The sequence below is a fragment of the Microbacterium sp. MYb54 genome (assembly GCF_002979515.1).
In the GTDB taxonomy this organism is placed as follows: domain Bacteria; phylum Actinomycetota; class Actinomycetes; order Actinomycetales; family Microbacteriaceae; genus Microbacterium.
Map to the genome: position 1 here is coordinate 1 of NZ_PCPA01000021.1, position 20,356 is coordinate 20,356.

At 69.5% G+C, this 20,356-nt stretch carries 20 protein-coding genes; 12 read left to right on the forward strand and 8 right to left on the reverse strand.

The features are described 5' to 3' along the window. Positions 1-222 precede the first annotated feature (222 nt). Positions 223-1,101, forward strand: a complete 879-nt coding sequence (gene ddaH, locus CQ040_RS17005; protein WP_105528491.1) for a dimethylargininase — start codon at positions 223-225, stop codon at positions 1,099-1,101. After that, positions 1,098-2,318 carry an ornithine--oxo-acid transaminase gene (gene rocD / locus CQ040_RS17010; RefSeq protein ID WP_105528492.1) on the forward strand — a complete coding sequence of 407 codons (1,221 nt, stop codon included), beginning with the start codon at positions 1,098-1,100 and terminating at the stop codon, positions 2,316-2,318. Before ddaH ends, rocD begins: the two co-directional genes overlap by 4 nt. A 151-nt stretch (positions 2,319-2,469) precedes the next feature. Here rocD and CQ040_RS17015 read toward each other — a convergent pair whose 3' ends face one another. The 3 genes from CQ040_RS17015 to CQ040_RS17025 all read right to left on the reverse strand — a co-directional run bounded on the left by CQ040_RS17015 (position 2,470) and on the right by CQ040_RS17025 (position 4,601). After that, complete coding sequence (locus CQ040_RS17015; protein WP_105528493.1) at positions 2,470-2,757, reverse strand: hypothetical protein; 288 nt, start codon at positions 2,755-2,757, stop codon at positions 2,470-2,472. 63 nt (positions 2,758-2,820) lie between these two features. Further along, the gene (locus CQ040_RS17020) at positions 2,821-4,155 is read right to left on the reverse strand and encodes an MFS transporter (protein ID WP_105528494.1); all 1,335 of its coding nucleotides are present in this window, start codon (positions 4,153-4,155) and stop codon (positions 2,821-2,823) included. 5 nt (positions 4,156-4,160) lie between these two features. Next, on the reverse strand, positions 4,161-4,601 hold the full coding sequence (locus CQ040_RS17025) for a MarR family winged helix-turn-helix transcriptional regulator (protein ID WP_105528495.1): 441 nt from the start codon (positions 4,599-4,601) through the stop codon (positions 4,161-4,163). Positions 4,602-4,660: 59 nt separating this feature from the next. Between CQ040_RS17025 and CQ040_RS17030 the strand changes: the two genes are divergently transcribed. From CQ040_RS17030 to CQ040_RS17050, 5 genes are all read left to right on the forward strand, one after another. Next, positions 4,661-5,398: a copper homeostasis protein CutC gene (locus CQ040_RS17030; protein WP_105528496.1), complete on the forward strand. Its 738-nt coding sequence runs from the start codon at positions 4,661-4,663 to the stop codon at positions 5,396-5,398. 35 nt (positions 5,399-5,433) lie between these two features. Continuing rightward, positions 5,434-6,285 (forward strand): alpha/beta fold hydrolase, encoded by an 852-nt coding sequence (locus tag CQ040_RS17035; protein ID WP_105528497.1) that lies wholly within the window; start codon positions 5,434-5,436, stop codon positions 6,283-6,285. Between the two features lie 167 nt (positions 6,286-6,452). Beyond that, positions 6,453-7,190: a DUF1684 domain-containing protein gene (locus tag CQ040_RS17040; RefSeq protein WP_105528498.1), complete on the forward strand. Its 738-nt coding sequence runs from the start codon at positions 6,453-6,455 to the stop codon at positions 7,188-7,190. 37 nt (positions 7,191-7,227) lie between these two features. Next, positions 7,228-8,277, forward strand: a complete 1,050-nt coding sequence (locus tag CQ040_RS17045) for a biotin/lipoate A/B protein ligase family protein (RefSeq protein ID WP_105528499.1) — start codon at positions 7,228-7,230, stop codon at positions 8,275-8,277. A 134-nt stretch (positions 8,278-8,411) separates the two neighbouring features. Further along, positions 8,412-9,338 carry a site-specific DNA-methyltransferase gene (locus CQ040_RS17050; RefSeq protein WP_258131655.1) on the forward strand — a complete coding sequence of 309 codons (927 nt, stop codon included), beginning with the start codon at positions 8,412-8,414 and terminating at the stop codon, positions 9,336-9,338. Between the two features lie 21 nt (positions 9,339-9,359). On the opposite strand, the gene CQ040_RS17055 is transcribed toward CQ040_RS17050, so the two are convergent. Continuing rightward, a complete protein-coding gene (locus tag CQ040_RS17055; RefSeq protein WP_105528500.1) occupies positions 9,360-9,929 on the reverse strand; it encodes a TetR/AcrR family transcriptional regulator in 570 nt (189 codons plus the stop codon). Positions 9,930-10,077: 148 nt separating this feature from the next. Here CQ040_RS17055 and CQ040_RS17060 point away from each other — a divergent pair, with 148 nt between their 5' ends. The 3 genes from CQ040_RS17060 to CQ040_RS17070 are packed head-to-tail and all read left to right on the forward strand — an operon-like array spanning position 10,078 to position 13,672. Next, positions 10,078-11,385: an MFS transporter gene (locus tag CQ040_RS17060; protein ID WP_105528501.1), complete on the forward strand. Its 1,308-nt coding sequence runs from the start codon at positions 10,078-10,080 to the stop codon at positions 11,383-11,385. Positions 11,386-11,414: 29 nt separating this feature from the next. Continuing rightward, positions 11,415-12,926, forward strand: a complete 1,512-nt coding sequence (locus tag CQ040_RS17065) for a carboxylesterase/lipase family protein (RefSeq protein ID WP_105528517.1) — start codon at positions 11,415-11,417, stop codon at positions 12,924-12,926. After that, complete coding sequence (locus CQ040_RS17070; protein WP_105528502.1) at positions 12,923-13,672, forward strand: phosphatase PAP2 family protein; 750 nt, start codon at positions 12,923-12,925, stop codon at positions 13,670-13,672. Before CQ040_RS17065 ends, CQ040_RS17070 begins: the two co-directional genes overlap by 4 nt. Before the next feature lie 66 nt (positions 13,673-13,738). On the opposite strand, the gene CQ040_RS17075 is transcribed toward CQ040_RS17070, so the two are convergent. The 4 genes from CQ040_RS17075 to CQ040_RS17090 form a co-directional block, all read right to left on the reverse strand. Continuing rightward, positions 13,739-14,215 (reverse strand): DUF3237 domain-containing protein, encoded by a 477-nt coding sequence (locus CQ040_RS17075; RefSeq protein WP_258131647.1) that lies wholly within the window; start codon positions 14,213-14,215, stop codon positions 13,739-13,741. After that, positions 14,212-14,688, reverse strand: a complete 477-nt coding sequence (locus tag CQ040_RS17080) for a MarR family winged helix-turn-helix transcriptional regulator (RefSeq protein WP_105528503.1) — start codon at positions 14,686-14,688, stop codon at positions 14,212-14,214. Before CQ040_RS17080 ends, CQ040_RS17075 begins: the two co-directional genes overlap by 4 nt. Beyond that, the gene (locus CQ040_RS17085; RefSeq protein WP_105528504.1) at positions 14,685-15,974 is read right to left on the reverse strand and encodes a flavin-dependent oxidoreductase; all 1,290 of its coding nucleotides are present in this window, start codon (positions 15,972-15,974) and stop codon (positions 14,685-14,687) included. The genes CQ040_RS17080 and CQ040_RS17085 overlap by 4 nt, the downstream gene beginning before the upstream one ends. A gap of 83 nt (positions 15,975-16,057) precedes the next feature. Further along, positions 16,058-16,732 (reverse strand): TetR/AcrR family transcriptional regulator, encoded by a 675-nt coding sequence (locus tag CQ040_RS17090; protein ID WP_105528505.1) that lies wholly within the window; start codon positions 16,730-16,732, stop codon positions 16,058-16,060. A gap of 170 nt (positions 16,733-16,902) precedes the next feature. On the opposite strand from CQ040_RS17090, the gene CQ040_RS17095 reads away from it, so the two are divergent. Together CQ040_RS17095 and CQ040_RS17100 are read left to right on the forward strand one after the other, a co-directional pair. Next, positions 16,903-18,630: an amidohydrolase gene (locus CQ040_RS17095; protein WP_105528506.1), complete on the forward strand. Its 1,728-nt coding sequence runs from the start codon at positions 16,903-16,905 to the stop codon at positions 18,628-18,630. Further along, positions 18,630-20,288, forward strand: a complete 1,659-nt coding sequence (locus tag CQ040_RS17100; RefSeq protein ID WP_105528507.1) for an ABC transporter substrate-binding protein — start codon at positions 18,630-18,632, stop codon at positions 20,286-20,288. The genes CQ040_RS17095 and CQ040_RS17100 overlap by 1 nt, the downstream gene beginning before the upstream one ends. Positions 20,289-20,356: the final 68 nt, after the last annotated feature.

Below are 20,356 nucleotides of genomic sequence, written 5' to 3' on the forward strand. Positions count from 1 at the left end.
TGCGGTCTGACCGCGCCGTTCCTCTCCTTCCGGTCGCAGTTGCTGCCGCCTTTTTCCCACAGGGGCGGCGCTCTGGCGGCGTACAGGGGACGGATGACACAATGGATCCCGGCGTGCCCGAGTCGCATCTTCCCCGACGCCCGCTCTGAACGAGCGAAAGGTCGAAGGACCGCCGGGCCCCTGGACAGCGTCCGCCGCGCCCGTCCTATGAGGAGAGCACCCATGTCGACGACTGAAGCCGCCGTCTCCACCGCACCCGTCCGCACCGCGCATCACCGCCACTACCTGATGTGCAAGCCGGAGCACTTCACGGTCAACTACTCCATCAACCCGTGGATGGAGCCGACCAAGCCCACCGACACCGCGAACGCGGTCGCGCAGTGGCAGAAGCTCTACGACCTCTACATCGAACTGGGCCACGAGGTCGAGCTCATCGAGCCGCTCGCCGGCTACCCCGACATGGTCTACACGGCCAACGGCGGATTCCTCATCGACGGCCGTGCCTACGTGCCCGAGTTCCGCTTCGTGCAGCGCCAGGGCGAGTCTCCTGCCTTCGCCGACTGGTTCCGCGCCGCCGGCTACGACACCGTGATGCCGAAGGAGGTCAACGAGGGCGAGGGTGACTTCCTGCTCGTCGGCGACGTGATCCTCGCGGGCACCGGCTTCCGCTCCACGGGCGACAGCCACCGCGAGGTGGGCGAGATCTTCGGCCGTGAGGTCGTGTCGCTGAACCTGGTCGACCCGCGTTTCTACCACCTCGACACCGCCATCGCCGTGCTCGACCCGGTGCAGGGCACGGAGAACGGCGGCCCGGAGCGCGCGAACATCGCGTACCTCCCCGGTGCCTTCGACGACGCCAGCCGCGCGGTGCTCGAGGAGCGCTTCCCCGACGCGATCCTGGTCTCGGACGAAGACGGTTCGGTGTTCGGCCTGAACTCGGCGAGCGACGGCTACAACGTGGTCATCTCGCCGCGCGCCAAGGGCTTCGAGAAGCAGCTGCGCGAGCGCGGCTACAACCCGATCATGATCGACCTCTCCGAGCTGCTGCTCGGCGGCGGCGGCATCAAGTGCTGCACGCTCGAGCTGCGGGGTGCCGAGTGACCGCGGTCGACGCCACCGCGGGCGCGGAGGCCGTGACGGAGGCGGGCGCCGAGCCCCACGTCGCCCACAACTATCACCCGCTGCCGGTGAACATCGCCCGTGGTGAGGGTGCGTGGGTCACGGATGTCGAGGGCAAGCGCTACCTCGACCTGCTCGCGGCGTACTCGGCCGTGAACTTCGGGCACCGGCATCCGGCACTCGTGGCCGCCGTCACCGAGCAGCTCGGCCGGGTCACGCTCGTCAGCCGCGCGTTCCAGAGCGACCGCCTCGAGCCGTTCGCCGCAGCGCTCGCAGAGCTCGCGGGCAAAGATCTCGTGCTCCCGATGAACACCGGGGCCGAGGCTGTCGAGACCGGCATCAAGGTCGCCCGCGCGTGGGGGTACCGGGTCAAGGGGGTCGCTCCGGGCAAGGCGCGCATCATCGTCGCGGCCGGCAACTTCCACGGGCGCACGACCACGATCGTCAGCTTCAGCGACGACGAGCAGGCGCGTGACGACTTCGGGCCCTACACGCCCGGCTTCGACGTGGTTCCCTACGGCGACGCGGATGCCATCGCGGCCGCCATCACCGACGACACGGCAGCCGTGCTGGTCGAGCCGATCCAGGGCGAGGCCGGGGTCGTGATCCCGCCGGAGGGCTACCTCCGCCGCATCCGCGAGATCTGCGACGAGAAGAACGTGCTGTTCATCGCCGACGAGATCCAGGCAGGGCTCGGCCGTGTCGGCGAGACCTTCGCGTGCGACCGCGAGGGTGTCGTGCCCGACCTGTACCTGCTCGGCAAGGCGCTCGGCGGCGGCATCCTTCCGGTCTCGGCCGTGGTCGGCAACACCGACGTGCTGGGCGTCATCCGTCCCGGCGAGCACGGCTCGACCTTCGGCGGCAACCCGCTCGCCGCTGCCGTGGGGCTGCGCGTGGTCGAGATGCTGCAGTCCGGCGAGTTCCAGGAGCGGGCGCGGGCGCTCGGCGCACACCTGGAGAAGGCTCTGCAGCCGCTGATCGGCAACGGCGTCACGGCCGTTCGCATCGCCGGTCTCTGGGCCGGTGTCGACATCGACCCCGCGAAGGGCACCGGGCGTCAGATCGCCGAGAAGCTCCTCGAGCGCGGGGTCCTGGTGAAGGACACGCACGGTCAGACCGTGCGCATCGCACCGCCGCTCGTGATCCGCGCGACCGAGCTCGACTGGGCGGTGGAGCAGCTCAAACTCGTGCTCGCCTGACCTGCCTCGTCGAAGAACCCCCTTGCGATCGTCTGCAAGGGGGTTCTTCGCGTTCAGGAGAGCGGGCCGATGCGGCGGGCAACGCCATCGCAGGGGAGGGCCGTGGCCTGGGGGAGCCGACGGCTGGCGGTGGCGTTGCCCTCGCAGACGCTCAGGCCGGCGGGGAATCCGGGTCGAGCGTCTTCAGAGTGTCTTCTTCTGCTTCGTTGTCGGCGTCGAGCTGATCCTCGGTGCCCTCGTCGCCGCCCAGAGGTGCGCGGTGACCCTGACCTGCGTCGCCCTGGATGGCACCGCCGGTCGACTCGCCACGTGAGCTGTCGCCCTGGATCGCGCCACCGGTGCCGTCGCCCTGCCCGGTGTCTTCGTCAGGCACCCGGCGCGCGCCCTCAGCCGGATCCTGCGGGTGCGGGTGGGGGGTGCGTTCCGTGTTCTCGTCCATGCTTCGACGGTACGGTCGCCACCGGCACCTCGTGGAGGGCGTTGACAAACGCCGCGAGGAGGGTCAGCCTTCGAGGTCGCGCTTCTTGGCGCTCCGGATCGGGGTGGTGACGGCCGCCTCGTCGCTGAACTCGATCGGGTCGACCTCGACGACGCGGAGCGGACGGGTCTCGTCGAGCGTGAGGAGGAATCGACGGTTCTCGGCGCGCCGGAGGCGTCCCGAGGTCGCCACCCAGATGACGCCGATCGCGCACGCGACGAATCCGGCGGTGCCGCCGAGCATGATCGCGGCTCGCGGCCCGAACGTGTCGGCAACCCACCCGGCGATGGGGGCGCCGACCGGGGTCGAGCCCATGATCACGGCCATGTAGAGGGCGAGCACGCGTCCGCGCAGCGCCGGTTCGGTCGTGATCTGCACGTAGCCGTTGGCCGTGGTGAGCAGGGTCACGATCATGAAGCCGGTGAAGGTCAGGGTGACGGCGTACGAGGCGTAGGTCGGCATCGCGGACGAGATGAACGCGGCGATCCCGAATCCGCCGGCGGCGAGGATCACGACCCGCACCCGTGCCCGATCGCGTCGTGCGGCGAGCAGGGCGCCGATGAGCGAGCCGATCGCGAGGACCGAGCTGAGCACCCCGTAGCCGTCTGCTCCCGCTCCGAACTCGAGCGCCATGGTCGAGGCGAAGATCGGGAAGTTCATGCCGAAGGCGCCGATCAGGAATACGGTGACGAACACCACGCGCAGGTCGCTGCGTCCCCACACGTAGCGGAATCCGGCAGCGAGCCCGCCGCGGCTGCGGTTCTTCAGGCGAGGGGCGAGCAGGCTGCGGCGCAGCATCATCAGCGCGAGGAGCATCGCCAGGAAGGTCGCGGCGTTGACGATGAACACCCAGCCGGAGCCGATCGCCACGATCAGGAGGCCTCCGACCGCCGGCCCCACCATGCGGGCGAGGTTGAACGACGCGGAGTTGAGTGCGACCGCGTTGGAGGTGTCACCTGTGGAGACCATGTCGGAGACGAACGCCTGCCTGGCGGGGGCATCGAACGCGTTCACGACGCCGAAGCCCAGGGCGAAGCAGAACATCATCGGCAGCGTCATCACACCATTGAGCAGGAGCACGCCGACCGCGATCGCGAGGGCCAGCAGCGCCGACTGGGTCGCGAACAGGATGTGCCGGCGGTCGAAGCGGTCGGCCACCCACCCGGTCAGGCTGACGAGCACGAGCGGCGGCCCGAACTGCAGGGCCATGGTGACACCCATCGCCGTCGCATCGTTGTCGGTGAGCTCTGTGAGCACCACCCAGTCCTGGGCGGTCGCCTGCATCCACCCGCCGACGTTGGAGACCAGGGCGCCGGCGAACCAGATGCGGTAGTTGATGTTCGCGAAGGAGCGGAACATGGCGCTCATCGCTCAACCACCCGCCTCATCAGGGCGCTGGCCTCTCGCAGCGTGGTGAGCTCGGCCTCGGTGTAGTCGACCTCGCGCAGCATGTCGGCCAGCAGCTCGTCGCGGCGGCGGATGGTCTCGACGACGATCTCGGCGCCGGCCTCGGTGATGGCGACCTGCACGCGGCGGCGGTCGTCCTCGTCGGTGGCACGCACGACGAAGCCCTGTTCCTCGAGACCGTTGATGGTGTTGGTCATCGACGGTGCAGCCACCCGCTCGCGCTCGGCGAGGGTCGAGATCGTGCGGCGTCCGTTCATGCGCAGGTCGGCGAGCACCGCCAGCTGCGCATCGCTCATCGTGTCGGCGGCACGTGCGCAACGCAGGCGACGGGCCAGCCGGAAAGTGGCCATGCGAAGGTCTGTGGCGGTGAGGTGGAGTGATTCATCAGACGCAGACATTACTTAGTTAGTCTATCTAATTTTTCGGATGCCGTCTCAGCAGCGGGCACAATGGAGGGGTGACCCGAACGCTCGCCCTGGAAATCGCCGTGCAGGACCCCGCAGGAGTGCGCATCGCCAAGGAGGTCGGCGCCGCGCGCGTCGAGCTCGCGACGGCCCTCGCTCTCGGCGGACTCACCCCGTCGCCCGCGACGCTCGAGCTCGCGGTCGAGGCTGCCGGAGCGGATGGCCCGGAGGTGCACGTGCTGATCAGGCCGCGCGCGGGTGGCTTCCACTACGACGAGGATGAGCTCGCGGTCGCCGAACTCGATGTGCGCCGCGCGATCGCCGCCGGTGCATCCGGTGTGGTGATCGGTGCGCTCGACGCCGACGGGCGCCTCGACCTGTTCGCCATGGCGCGTCTGCGCGATGCCGCAGGGGGCGCGCCCGCGACGCTGCACCGCGCGATCGATGTCACCGCCGACCCCGTCGCGACGCTGCAGAGCGCCCGCGAGCTGGGCCTTGCCCGCGTACTCACCTCGGGTGGAGCCTCCGCCGCGATCGACGGCGTCGACACCCTGCGTGCGCTCGTCGCCGCAGCCGAGGGCGAGATCGAGATCATGGCCGGCAGCGGGGTCGATGTCGCCAGTGCTCCGGTGCTCGCAGCGGCCGGCGTCGATGCGATCCACTTCTCCGCCAAGCGTGCCGTGGCAGAGGACGGCGGCGTGCGCATGGGCTCTGCCTCCGACGGCGTCGGCGGGTACGAGGTCACTGACCGCGACATCGCCTTCGCGATCCGGGATGCCCTCGCGCGCTAGCCGCCTGCGACGCGCGTGGGTAGGCTCGCACCGTGATGGATACCCGTGAGTTCACCGATGCCTATGGCGTCGACATCGTCTACGACGTCCATTCCGCCGAGGGGTCGCCCCGCGGCGTGGTGCAGCTGCTGCACGGTGTCGGCGAGCATGCCGGGAGGTACGGCGCGCTGATCGCGGCACTCACCGCTGCCGGCTTCCACGTCTATGCCGACGACCACCGCGGGCACGGGCGCACCGGCATCCGTCAGCACGGCGGGCCCGAGAAGCTCGGCCGACTGGGCAAGGGCGGGCTGCGCGCGGCCGAAGAGGCCGTCTGGCAGCTGACCGAGATCATCCGCGACGAGAACCCCGATCTGCCGCTCGTGCTGCTCGGTCATTCCTGGGGTTCGTTCCTGGCGCAGATGCTCGTCAACGGCCACCCTGACGCATGGGATGCGGTCATCCTCTCCGGCTCTGCGCTTCGGATGCCCGGCTCGCTCAACGCCGCACCTCTGAACGCGCGCTGGGCAGGTGAGGGGGCGACCGGGCTCGAATGGCTCAGCCGAGACCCGGCCGTCTGGACCGCGTTCGACGAAGACCCGCTGACCACCGATGAGCCGCTGCTCAAGCTGTTCGGGCCGATCGAGGCCGCGAAGCTCTACGGCCGCCCGGCCAAGGATCTGGGGCATGACATCCCGATGCTGCTGTTGGTCGGTCGGGACGACCCGGTGGGCGGACCCCGCAGCGTGCACAAGCTCGCCGACGAATACCGCAGCCGTTCCGGACTCACCGACGTCACGACGCTGGTCTACCCGGATGCGCGCCACGAGATCTTCGCGGAACTTCAGCAGGACGAGGTGCGCGCCGACGTGCTGGCGTGGCTCGACAAGCACATCCCCGCGCGCTGAGGATCCTTCCCCGACGCCGCTGGTGTGACGCGGCGTTACGCGCGGTGAAGGCGTGTGACGCGACCGCCTCGCCGGCCGCGGAGCCACCGTAGATTCGGGGCAATATTCCGCGCATGAGCGAGGAGTGCTCCGCGGTGCGGTGCCCTCGCAAGGGAGGATCCGCTCCGATGAGCTTCGTGAAGGACTGGCAGGACTGGCACGCGTCACGCGAGCGCTATGCGGGGTCGGAGTACGGTCCGTCGGCGCTGGAGTCGACGAACTGGCTCATCACCGAGGCAGCGGCGGTCGACGGCATCCCCGGGCTCTGGGCGCTGACCGGCGACGGCGGCATCCGCGGCAGTGAGCTCGGTCAGGCAGGCTCCACCGTCACGCTGCGCGGTGCGGAGAGCATCCGTCTCGGACGTCGTGAGGTGCGCGTGTTCGAACGTCACGGCACACTCGCGCTGCGCGTGCTGAATCCGGCCCGCCCGCAACGGGAGTGGTTCACGGCGATCGACGCGTATTCCCCCGATGAACGCTGGCGACTGCCGGCGATCTTCGAGGAGACGCCGGATGAGCAGATCGTGATCACGTCGGTCGACGGCGATGCGCGAGAGACCGCCGTCGCCGGGCGGCTGCGGTTCGAGCTGGCCGGGGCGCCGCAGACGCTCACCGTGACCAGGAACGGTCAGGGGGCACTGAGCGCGGTGTTCGCCGACGGCACGAACGGGCTCGAGACCTATCGCTTCCGGTTCCTGCCGGTCGACGAGCCGGCTGATGACGGCACGGCCGTGATCGACTTCAACCGCGCGTACCTGCCGCCGTGCGCGTTCTCCGATCAGTTCGTCTGCCCGCTCCCACCCGTCGGCAATCGGTACTCGACGCCGATCCGCGCCGGGGAGCGCGTGGTGGTGCTCGGAGGCTGACCGCCGGAACGAGGGCTGCGCGCCTTAAGCTGGAACCGTGCACGGTGAATTCAAGGTCCCAGGTGGAAAGCTCGTCGTCGTCGACCTCGAGATCGAAGGCGACCGGATCTCCCGCTTCCGCCTCGCCGGAGACTTCTTCCTCGAGCCGGACTCGGCGCTGGACGACATCAACGCCGCGGTGAACGGGCTGCCGGTGGAGTCGGATGCGACGGCGATCGCATCCGCCGTCCGCGAGGCGCTGCCCGATGGCGCTCAGCTGCTCGGCTTCACTCCCGAAGCGGTCGGCACCGCTGTGCGCCGCGCGCTCGTCACGGCGCCGGGGTGGCGTGACTTCGACTGGGAGATCGTGCACGAGAAGGCCGTCTCGCCCCGCATGAACCTCGCCCTCGACGAGGTGCTCACCGCCCGTGTGGGCGAAGGGCGCCGCCGACCCACCCTGCGCATCTGGGAGTGGGACCAGTCGGCCGTGGTGATCGGCTCGTTCCAGTCGTATCGCAACGAGGTCGATCCCGATGGTGCGGCGAAGCACGGATTCGACGTCGTCCGCCGCATCTCCGGCGGCGGCGCGATGCTCATGGCAGCAGGGCAGATCATCACCTACTCGCTGTACGTGCCGGCGTCGCTCGTGGCCGGAATGACCTTCGCCGACTCCTACGCCTTCCTCGACGACTGGGTGCTGCAGGCGCTGCGCTCCCTCGGCATCGACGCGGTCTACCAGCCGCTCAACGACATCGCGAGCCCGACCGGCAAGATCGGCGGCGCCGCGCAGAAGCGCCTCGCCAACGGGGGAGTGCTGCACCACGCGACCCTGTCGTACGACATCGATGGTCAGATGATGACCGAGGTGCTCCGCATCGGGCGGGAGAAGCTCAGCGACAAGGGCACCGCGTCCGCCGCCAAGCGCGTCGACCCGCTGCGCAGCCAGACCGGACTCGAGCGCGCCGAGATCATCGAGCGCTTCAAAGACACCTTCCGTTCGCTGACCGACGCCGAGATCGGGTCGATCTCGGCAGACGAGTATGCCGACGCCGAGGCGCTCGTGGAATCGAAGTTCGCCACCGAGGCGTGGCTGCATCGGGTGCCGTGACGGCGCTGGAACCTGACCTCCCCACGGCGGCGGACGCCGTGGCGGACACTCCGGACGACGTGTCGGACACCGCGTCCGTGATCGCGCCGGTCGTGCCCGAGCCGGTCGTTCCCGATCCTGTTGTGCCGGGTGCGGTGTCGATCGTCGAGGGCGACAACCTCGCCGTCGCCGCGACCCTGCCCTCCGGGTCGTTCACGCTCGTGTACCTCGACCCGCCGTTCAACACGGGCCGCACGCAGGAGCGACAGGTGGTCACCGCTCGGCGGATGGTCACAACTCAGGAGGAAGTCCCGGATCCGGACGCTCCGGCCTCCGAAACGGGGGATGCGGCTCCGGTCGTCCTGAGTTCCGCACCGGGGGAGGCTGAGCCCGAGACCGAGGTGCGGCACGGATTCCACGGCCACGCGTACGAGCGCGTGCGCGGGATGCTGCGCGCCTACGACGACCGCTTCGACGACTACGGCGCGTTCCTGATGCCGCGGCTCGAGGAAGCCTGGCGACTGCTGGCGGATGACGGCACCCTGTACCTGCACCTCGACTACCGGGAGGCGCACTACGCGAAGGTCATGCTCGATGCGGTGTTCGGGCGGGACTGCTTCCTCAACGAGCTCATCTGGGCGTACGACTACGGCGCCAAGTCGCGCAGCCGGTGGCCCACGAAGCACGACACGATCCTGGTCTACGTGAAGAACCCGCGGGAGTACGTCTTCAACTCCGACGAGGTCGACCGCGAGCCCTACATGGCGCCGGGGTTGGTCACGGCCGAGAAGGCCGCGCGCGGAAAGCTCCCCACCGACGTCTGGTGGCACACGATCGTGCCCACGACCGGGCGCGAGAAGACCGGCTACCCCACGCAGAAGCCGGAGGGGATCCTGCGGCGTATCGTCACGGCTTCGAGCCGTCCGGGCGACCGGGTGCTCGACCTGTTCGCGGGCAGCGGCACGACGGGAGCCGTGGCCTCGGCGCTCGGCCGCGACGCGGTGCTGGTCGACGACAACCCCGAGGCGGTCCGGATCATGAAGACGCGGATGCCGCACGCCGAGGTGAAGACGCTCGACTGAACCGAGTGGTCGGGCTCGTCGTCACACGGGCCGTAGCAGCACCAGGAACTGCTCGATCTCGGCCGCCATGTCGAGCGTCGGGTCGAGCATCCATGCCGCCTGGAGCCCGTCGGCCAGGGCGTGCAGGGTGCGCACGACCCAGGCGGGGTCGAGGTCGGAGCGGATGCGGCCCTCGCGCTGATCTTCCGCGAGCTGGGCGACGGAGAAGCCCTCGACGCGTGCGGTGCGTTCGCGGAAGTAGGTGTGCGCGGGGTGCGAGGGGTCTCCCGCCTCGGCGGCCAGCTGAGCGTAGAGCTGCACGAGCCCGGGGACGGAGGCGTTGTGGCGCATGACCGCGAGGAAGGCGGTGGCGGCATCCGTTCCGGCGTACTGCTGCTCGTCGCGGTCGTCTCTGGCACGCAGGATCGCGACGAACAGCTCTTCTTTGGAGCCGAAGTAGTGCAGGAGTCCTGCGGGGCTGAGGCCGGCGGCATCCGCGATCTCACGCACCGAGGCCTTGCGGTATCCGTGTTCGGCCACGACGGCGAGGGCGGCTTCCAGGATCTCTTCGCGCTTCGCGACGCCCTTCGCGTATGCCCCTCGTGTCGCCATCGCTCCAGGGTAACCGTCACGGCGAGATCACAAAAACCAAACAACGTTCGTGAATGGCTTGCGGGGGTGGCGTCCGATCTGTCACGATGTCGGATGAATACCGAACGGCGTTTGGTATTAACCCGAAACCGCTCAACGAGGAGCCGACATGTCCGTGTCCCCGCTCGACCCCGCCGCCGAACTCGCCCCGACCGGCACGATTCGATCCGTGCCGCCCGAAGCGGGTGACCCTGCCGCGAGCCCGCCGGCGAATCGGCGTCTGCTGCCCAGCCTGCTGATCGCGTCACTCACTCTGTTCGCCACGTACGGCGGGCTCATCGCCATCCTGCTGCCCAGCCAGATCCTGATGATCGACGAGGCGAACAAGGTCGGCAACCTCGCCATCGTGACGACGATCTCCTTCGTCTTCACGCTGTTCGCTCAACCGATCGTCGGGGCGTTGAGCGACCGCACGCGCTCGCGCTTCGGGCGCCGCGTGCCGTGGATGGTGCTCGGCGCGGTCATCGGCGGCATCTTCCTGTTCGGTATGGGCTCGTTGACGGACATCCTCTGGATCACGGTGTTCTGGGTGGTCATCCAGGTGGCGCTGAACTTCTTCCAGGCGCCGCTCACCGCCATCACGGCCGACCGATTCCCCCGCTCGAAGCGAGGCGGCGCGAGCGCGATGATCGGCCTCGGCACCCAGCTGGGGATGACGGTCGGCATCATGCTCGCCGGTGCGTTCGCCGCGCAGATCGGCATCGGATACGGGATCTTCGGCGGCGCAGTGATCGTGGCCGCGCTGCTGTTCGCGCTCGTGAACCGCGACTGGTCGTCGAAGCATGCCGCTGTCGACGCGTTCCGTTGGGGCGCATTCTTCAAGGGCTTCTGGATCGACCCGCGTCGCCACCCGGACTTCGCGTGGGCGTTCGCCGCGCGGTTCCTGCTGATCCTCGGCTACTTCGTCGTCAGCGCCTACCAGCTGTACATGCTCACCGACTACATCGGCCTGCCTCTCGCTGAAGCCCAGGGTGCGGTGGTCACCCTGACGCTCGTGGCGTTCATACCGACGTTGATCGCGATCGCGCTCTCGGGCTGGTGGAGCGACAAGGTCGGTCGTCGCAAGGTCTTCATCTACGCCGCATCCGTCGTGATGGTGGCGGGGCTTGCGATGCCGCTGCTGCAGCCGAACATGACCGGCATGATCCTGATGAGCATCATCAACGGCGTCGGCTTCGGCCTCTACATGTCGGTGGATGCGGCGCTCATGACCGAGGTGCTGCCGAACGAAGGCGTCTCGGCCGGCAAGGATCTCGGCATCCTCAACGTCGCGACCAACGTGCCGCAGGCTCTGAGCCCCGCGATCGGCGGTGTCATCATCACGGCTCTCGGTGGCTACGCGATGCTGTTCGTCTTCGCGATCGTGTTCGTGATCCTCGCCGCCGTCGCGACCGCGCCGATCAAGGGAGTGCGCTGATGACCAGGAACGACCAGGAGAATGCTGTGATGACCGATACCGACTTCGAGACGACCGCCGACTTCGTCGAGGTGGCAACCGCCGCAGGACGGGTGCGTGGACGCTGGCGTCCGACCACGGGAGGGCGCGGGAATCCGCGGTCGGCGGGGTTCCTCGGCATCCCGTTCGCGGAGGCGCCGATCGGCGAGCTGCGCTTCCAAGCGCCCGTGCCCAAGCGTCCGTGGGAGGGGGTGCGTGACGCGCTCGAGTTCGCGGCCACCGCGCAGCGCGGCGACCCGGGCGTGACGCTCATCCCCGAGCCGAGCGTCGAGGGCGACTCCACGCTCAACGTGAACGTCTTCACCCCGAACCCGACCCGTGCTGAGCAGGGGGCAGGACTCCCGGTGCTCGTCTGGATCCACGGCGGCGGATACTTCGCCGGCTCGCCCGCGAGCCCCTGGTACGACGGCCGCAACTTCAACCGCGACGGCGTCGTCACCGTGTCGCTGTCGTACCGCCTCGGCTTCGACGGCTTCGGCTGGATCGAGGATGCGCCCTCGAACCGCGGCGTGCGCGACTGGCTGCTCGCGCTCGAGTGGGTGCAGCAGAACATCGCGGAGTTCGGCGGGGACCCGTCGCGGGTCACGATCGCCGGGCAGTCCGCCGGTGGAGGCGCTGTGATGACGCTGCTCGGCATGGAGAAGGCGCAGCACCTGTTCCAGGGTGTGTATGCGATCTCCGGTGCGCTCGCCGATGTCGCCCCGGCGCGTGCCGAGGCGTCCGGTCGCGGACTCGCTGCGGCCGCGGGGGTCGAGCCGACCGTCGCCGGGTTCTCGACGCTGTCCGAGGAGCGCATCCTCGAGCTGCAGAAGAAGGCGACAGAGCTCGGGCCCGATTCGCTCGGGAGCGTGGTCGAAGAGGGGCTGCCGCTCGGACCGACGATCGACGGCGACCTGCTGCCGCGCTCGACGCGCGAGGCGCTCAGGGCCGGTGTGGGCGCCGACAAGCCGCTGGTGCTCGGCGCGACCGACGACGAGTTCACGATGGCGTTCTCGGACGCGGCGAAGAAGCTCCGCTGGGTGCCGAGGTCGCTCCTGCTGAACAAGCTCGGTCTGCCGAAGAGCGTGCGCCGGGAGTATCTCGCCGCCAACGCCGACCTCACAGGGCTGGGCAACGCACGCGTGGCCGGTCGGCTGCTGACCGACCGGATGTTCCGCTCGGCGCTGCTGAAGATCGTCGCCGACCGCGGCACCGCCCCCACCTGGCTGTACCGGTTCTCGTGGCCGTCGGGACACTTCGGATTCGCCGAGCACTGCCTCGACGTGCCGTTCTTCTTCGACTGCCTCGACGGTCCTGCGATGGAGCCGCTCGCCGGCCCGAACCCGCCGCAGGAGCTGGCCGACGAGGTGCACGGAGCTGCTGTGGCGTTCATCGCGGGCGGTGACCCCGGGTGGCCGCGCCATCAGGGGGCGAAGGGCATCGCCCGGGTCTACGACGTGCCGACGCGTGACGTCGCCGACGCCTATGCCTCGGTGCGTCCGCTGCTGGGAACGTCATCGTGACGACGGCTGTCGCGGTCGGGGACACCACCCGACCGGCAGCGATGCCACGCCCTCGGTGGATGCTGTGGACCGCGCTCGGGCTGCTCGCGGTGTTCGTGGCGCTCGCGATCGGCGTGCTCGCCGCGCCCGATGCGCCGTGGACGCAGGGCCTCGACGACCTGTGGCGCAGCGGCATCGGGGTCGGGCCGGAGTCGACGCTGCCCGGCTTCGCGCTGGCGCAGATGTTCCAGAACCTCGGTCAGCTCCCCGGGGCTGTGCTCATGATGATCCTGCTCCCGCTCGTGCTGGTGCTGATCGGTCGTTGGCGTTCCGCGCTGTTCGTGATCGCGGTGCAGCTCTCAGGCCCTGGGCTCCTGTCGCAGCTCACGAAGAACCTCGTCGACAGGCCGCGTCCGGCCGAAGACGTGGCGGGCGGACTCTTCGGCCCGCTCGTGCAGGTCGACCACGGTTCGTTCCCATCCGGGCATTCGGTGAGCATGGCGGCGATCATCATCACGGTGCTCGCGCTGATCCCGGCGTCCGCGGTCTGGGTGCGTCGCGTCTGGATCGTGCTCGGGGTGCTCCTGGCCGTCGGCATGGTGTGGCAGCGCACGCTCATCAACGCGCACTGGTTCACCGACACGTGCGCCGGACTGATCGGTGGTGCTGCGGTGGCCGTGCTGCTGTGGTGGGCGTTCCTGCCCTGGCTGCGCCGCGATCAGGAGCGCCGCGTGTGGTTCCTGCGGAAGGCGGATGCCGCGGGCTGAGGTCTGGGCACGATATCGAGAACGCCGGGAGCTCTCAGGGGCTCCCGGCGTTCTTCGCATCCGGAGTCAGCCCACGCGATGGGCGCGGTAGTGCACCGCGTTCGCCTGGCGCTGCGCGACCGCGATGAAGAGGCTGCGCTGGAGATCGGCGAGCGCAGGTGCAGCGGTCTCGACCTGCACGGTCGTGCGGAAGCAGTACGAGCGGGGATCGACGTCTTCTCCGCGGCCCAGTCTCTCCAGCACCTCCGGCGACCCGGTGCGCAGTCCCTTCGCGTGCAGCAGCAGGAGGTCGCCGGATGCGGTGCGCGCCGAATAGCGGCCGTCGATCTCGATCGTGCCGTCGGGGCGGACGAGCTGCCAGTCGGCGCCGCCGGGAAGGATCTCGGCCTCGACGGTGCCGGTGATGCGGCCGCCGAGGATCGGGACCACGCGGCGATGCCCGGCACTGGTGGCGCCGTGGTCCTCCAGCACACCGAGGTCGACGGAGACGTCGAAGGCGGCCTCGAGCGTCGGGGCGGGCAGCAGATCGTGCAGGGTGTTCACGGGGTGTCCTGACGGTTCGACGAAGTGGGGGCATCCGGCCCGGTGAGCGCGGCGCAGAGGCGTTCGAGTGCGGGGAGTGCGGCGTCGAGGGCAGCGCGATCCGCGTCGTCGAGTTCGCGGCTCACCCGTGCGACGAGGGCGGAGTTCACGGCATCGAAGCGGTCGAACAGGTCCAGCGCCCGGTCGGAGGCGCGCACCACGACTCGACGTCCGTCGGAAGGATCGGGGCCACGCTCGACCAGGCCATCCGCTTCCATCGAACTGAGCAGGTTGCTCACCGTCGGTCGGCTCAGGCGCAACTGCGCGGCGATCTCCGCCGGACCTCGGCTCGCACCCGCCGGAAGGGTGCGGAGGACATCGATCTGCGCCTCCGAGAGCTCGGGGAGACCGGCTTCCGCCCGCGTCGCGGCCAGCAGTGCGCGACGCAGCGGAGAGATGACGGCGGCGAGTCTGGCGGCGTCCAGCCCGGTCATCGGCGCGCCTGCGTCGGAGTCGACGAGCGAGCAGAGGGCGGGGTGAGCGACGGCCGGTCGTTGAGCAGCTCGGGCAGGAATCCGGCCGCGACCTTGTAGTCGGTCGCGATCCGTCGACGCTCGGCCAGGGGGATCACCTGCTCGATGTCGTCGAAGCCCTGCGGTGCGCGCTCGCGGGCGAGCTGCATCACCCGCTCGGGGCCGGTGGCCCTGGTCCCGGCGAGCAGCGCGGTCATCGCGGGGCGACGAGCGTCTTCATAGCGGGCGAGCGCCTCCTCGATGCCGGCGGCGGAGTCGTCGGAGGCGGCAAGGTGGAACGCCAGCGTGCGAGCGTCGAGGATCGCCTGCGAGCCGCCGTTCGACCCGTTCGGGTACATCGCGTGCGCGGCGTCGCCGAGCAGGGTGGTGCGCCCGTGGGTCCACTGCGGGAGGGGATCGCGGTCGACCATCGGATACTCGAGGATCTCTTCGGCACGCGCGATCGCAGCGGGGATGTCGAGCCAGTCGAAGCTCCACTCGCGGAACAGCTCGGCGATCGGCGCCGGGTCGACGGCGCGGTTCCAGTCCGCGTCGCCGGTGCCGCCGACGCGGCGCTCGGCGATGAAGTTCACGAGCATGTCACCCGCGGCATCCCTCTCGCTCAGGGGGTAGGCGACGAACTTCTGCTCGCCGTCGCCGGCCATGATCATGGTGCGGCTGTCGAGGAATGCGGGAATGCGGGTGATGCCGCGCCACAGCGTCAGACCGCTCCAGGGCGGTGCGCCCTCGGCGGGGTAGCTCAGGGCTCGGAGTGCCGAATGGATGCCATCGGCGCCGATGATCACGTCTGCGGTCTCTTCGACCTCGCCGTCGTCGGTCGCGAAGCGCGCGGTCTCGGTGCCGTCGGCGTTCGATGCCGTGGCGATCAGGCGGTGGCCGAGGCGGATCGGCTCGGCGAGGCGGGCTTCGGCGAGGTCGCGCAGGGCGAGCTGGAGACGGCCCCGGTGCACGGAGAGCTGCGGCCAGTGGTAGCCGGCGGCGAGGCCGCGCGGCTCGCTCCAGATCTCCTGGCCGCGGCGGCTGAAGTAGCTGAGTGTCGTGGGAGTGACGCCTTCGGCGGCGATCGCGTCGGCGACACCGAGTTCGGTGAGCTCGCGCATCGCGTGGGGGAGGAGGTTGATGCCGACGCCGAGCCCGCGGATGGTGCTGCTGCGTTCGAACACGGTCACGTCGCGCAACCCCGCCTCGTGCAGGCTGATCGCGGTGGCGAGTCCGCCGATGCCTGCGCCGACGATGATGATCCTCATCGATCTCTCCTGCTCTCCGCTCGCCGTGAGCGGTGAACATAGTTTTGTCACAAAACTACTTGGAGCGCAAGGGGTCCGTGTGTTCAGGCGGCGGCGGTGCGTCTGGCGGAGTCGATGATGAGGTCGACCCCGCTCAGGAAGAGGTCCCGGTCCTGCAGCTCCGAGAGCAGCAGCGAGTGCTGCGCGATGAGCGGGAACCTGCGCGGGTCGGCGAGCAGCGGGGTGTCGAGCCAGGAGTCGCCGTCGTCATCGCTCGTGTTCTCGGCCCGTGCCCGAGCGATGCCGGCGGCGAGCGAGAGCACGTGCGCGGCCAGCAGGGCGTAGTGCCGCACCAGTTCCTCACCGTCGAGTCCGCAGCGCTGGAACGCGTCGAGCATCAGCTCGATGGCGGCGAGTTCGCCGGGCCCGTGCGTCGTGAGCGTCATCGCCTCGGCGCCGATCGCGGGGTGCCGAGTGAACAGGTCGAGTGTCGCGAGCGACAGTTCGCGCAGGCGCTCGTCCCACTTCTCGACGGGCGTTCGCACTGATGCCGCTGCGCGGCCGTTGAGCTCGTCCAGGAGCGCACCCATCAGGGCGTCTTTGCTCTGGAAGTGGCGGTAGATCGCGGTGGGGTCGGCGCCGAGCCTGGAACCGAGGTCGCGTACCGAGATCGTCGTGACGCCAGGTGCGCCGGAGAGTTCGAGGCCGGCCTCGACGATGAGGTCTCGATCCAGTCGGGCGCGCTTGGGCGGCTGGTCCTTCTTCGTGACCGCGCTCATCGCCGCCTCCTTCCGTCTCGTCCATCATCGCAGTCCGATCGGATTCCGAGCGTGACGCGACGTCTTCAATCTAGGTCGAGTCCCGAGTGTGGTCAACACTGTTGACACCGGTGTTGTCGGGAGCTAGCGTGATCGCAGTTCCCCCTTCGATGCTGCAGAGAGGCAGAACGATGTCATCCGAGTTCGTCTTCCATGGCGGTGCGGTCTTCACCGGCTCCGGCACCCCACTCACCGGTCACGCCGTGATCGTCCGCGACGGGCGGATCGCCGCCGTCCTCCCCGACGCGGATGCTTCGGCGCGTGCGGCGGGGGATGCGACCTGGGTCGACCTCGCGGGCGCGCTGCTCAGCCCTGGTTTCCAGGATGCGCACATCCACCCGGTCGGCGGCGGCATCGAACTGCTGCAGTGCAACCTCACCGAGGCCGAGAACGCCGAGCAGACGGCATCCCTCATCCGCGCCTACGCCGAGGCGAACCCCGACGAGGAGTGGATCCTCGGCGGTGGGTGGGGGATGGATCACTTCCCCGGCGGCAACCCGCCCCGCGGCCTGCTCGACGAGGCGGCGGGCGGTCGGCCTGTGCTGCTGCAGAGCCGCGACCACCACAGCACCTGGGCGAGCACCGCGGCGATCGAGCGGGCCGGGATCACGGCCGAGACGCCCGACCCGGAAGACGGCCGGATCGTGCGGGAGGCCGACGGCTTCCCGGCAGGGACCTTCCACGAGGGAGCGGGCGAGCTGTTCGCCACCGTGCGCCCTGCCACCTCCGACGATCTCGCGTATCAGGGACTCCTGCGTGCACAGGATGAGCTCATCGCCCTCGGCGTCACGGGATGGCAGGACGCGATGGTCGCAGCGAACTCCGGCGGCATCGCCGACCCGCTCCCCGCCTACGAGCGCGCCGCTGCCGAAGGGCGCCTGCTGGTGCACGTCGTCGGTGCGCAGTGGTGGGCGCGCGACGGGGGGATCGACCAGGTCGCGCGGATGGCGGACCGCCGTGCCCGCGCCGCTGCCGAGTACCCCGATCGGCGGATCGATCTCGGGACCACCAAGATCATGGTCGACGGCGTGGCCGAGAACCAGACCGCCGCGATGCTCACCCCGTACCGTGACGAGACGGGGCACGACACCTGCAACCACGGCCTCAGCTTCATCGAGCCGGAGAAGCTGCGCGAATACGTGACGGCGCTCGACGAAGCCGGGCAGCAGGTGCACATGCATGCGCTCGGAGACCGCGCTGTGCGCGAGGCGCTCGACGCCCTGCAGATCGCTCGCGACGCCAACGGCGACACCGATGGTCGGCATCACCTCGCGCACCTGCAGATCGTCGCAGCGGATGACGTCGCGCGCTTCGCACCGCTCGACGCCATCGCCAACATCCAGGCGCTGTGGGCCACGCACGAGGATCAGCTCGATGAGCTCACGCTGCCGTTCCTGCAGGACGGACAGGTCGACCGGCAGTATCCGTTCGGCGACTTCGTGCGCGAGAACGTGCGCCTGGCAGCGGGCAGCGACTGGCCGGTCTCCACGGCCGATCCCCTCGCCGCCATCCACGTCGCGGTGAACCGCACCTACCCGGGTTCCGCGCAACCTCCCCTCGGTGGCGCGCAGCAGCGACTCGATCTCGAAACCGCATTCGCCGCTTACACCTCAGGCACCGCATACGTGAACCGGCGCGACGACGACACCGGCAGCATCCAGGAGGGCTACCTCGCCAACCTCGTCGTGATCGAGCCGAACCCGTTCGGCATCCCGTCCGCCGAGCTGCACACGGCACGGGTCGCGTCGACATGGATCGAAGGGCGCCTCGTGTACGACGCCTCTGCATCCGACGCCGCTGCATCCGACGCCTCTGCATACGACCCTGCTGTACCCGACACCCACCGCAAGGAGTCCTGATGAACCGCACGCTCCTCTCCCGCCCCCTCATCCGTGGCAGCGCGGCAGCCCTCGCCGGCCTGCTCGCCATCACCGCGCTCGCCGGCTGCGGCCCCGCCGGCTCGACCGACGCCGGCTCCGACGAACCGATCGACTGGAAGCTGACCGAGACCACGGCCGCACCCAGCGGCGACATCGACTCGTTCACCTTCGCGAGCTACGCCGAGCCGTACTCCCTCGACTACGCGTACGCCTTCGACTACGCCGACAACTCCGTGCTCGCGAACGTCTGCGAATCGCTGCTGCGGTTGAACCCCGACTACTCGCTCAGCCCGGGACTGGCCGAGTCGTTCGAGCACCCGACGCCCGATACCTGGGTCTACACGATCCGCGAGGGCGTCACTTTCCACGACGGAACGCCGCTCACCGCCGCCGATGCGGTCGCGTCGATGAGCCGACACCTGGACCCCGCCGTGGGTTCGTTCTGGTTCTCGGTCTATCAGAACGTGAAGTCCATCGAGCAGACCGGCGACCGTCAGGTGACGGTCACGATGACCGGGCCCGACTCGCAATTCAACCTCGGCATGGGCGGGTCGGCCGGCGTCATCGAGTCGGCGGCGACGCTCTCCGAGAAGGGCGCCGACTATGGCAACTCGACCGGCGGCGTGAACTGCACCGGCCCGTTCCAGCTGACCTCGTGGGACTCGGGGGAGTCGATCACGATGACCCGTTATGACGACTACTGGGACGCCGACCTCAAGGCCCGCTCGGGTGAGGTGAAGTTCGTCTTCATGACCGACCCGACCGCGCGGATCAACGCCCTGAAGTCGGGCAGCGTCGACGGGTCGTGGATGGTGCCGATGGAGGCCGTGCCCACCCTGCAGTCCGCGGGCAAGGGTGACGTGCTGTTCGGCATGAACACGGCGGTCGGCAACGTCGTCGTGAGCAACCTCGACGGCCCGCTCGGCGACGTCCGCGTGCGCAAGGCGCTGCTGCTCGCGATGGACCGCGACGGGATCCTCCAGGCCGCGTATCGCGGGGTGGGCGCGACGACCGATGTGATGACCACCGAGTCGGTCTGGCAGGACGCCTCGGATGCCGCGCGCACCGCGGCGTTCGACGACATCACCTCCTACGACCAGAACGTGGAGGAGGCGAAGAAGCTCATCGCCGAGGCCGGTGCCGAGGGGGCAGAACTCACCTACGTCACCGCGCCCATCAGCAACGACTTCGCCGTCATCTCGCAGGCGACCGTCGCCGCGGCGCAGTCGATCGGTCTGAAGGTGAAGGTCGAGACCGTCACCCCGAACGCCTACACCGCGCTCTTCTCCGACCCGAGCGCCCGCGAAGGCGTCGACCTGTTCTACACGAGCTGGTACCTCTCCAGCCCGGATGCGCTCGAGATGTACTCGGTGCTGAGGACCGGCGACTTCAGCAACTACGGCGGCTGGTCGAACCCCGAGTTCGACGCGATCCTGCAGGAGGCCGTCACGATCGACGACCCGGCGGCGCGCAGCGAGCTGACCGCGAAGGCGCAGCAGATCGCCAACGAGGAGCTGCCGTGGCTGCCGCTGTACCAGGCGCCGATCTCGCTCTACCTGGGCGAGCGCATCACGGGCGTGCAACCCTCGATCGCCTTCATGTACTACCCCTGGGCCGCCACGATCGGCGCCCGCTGAGCGGATGCGGCGGCCGCCCCGAAGCGGCCGCCGCACCCGTCACCCCCGGCATCGCCGGAACCTCGACC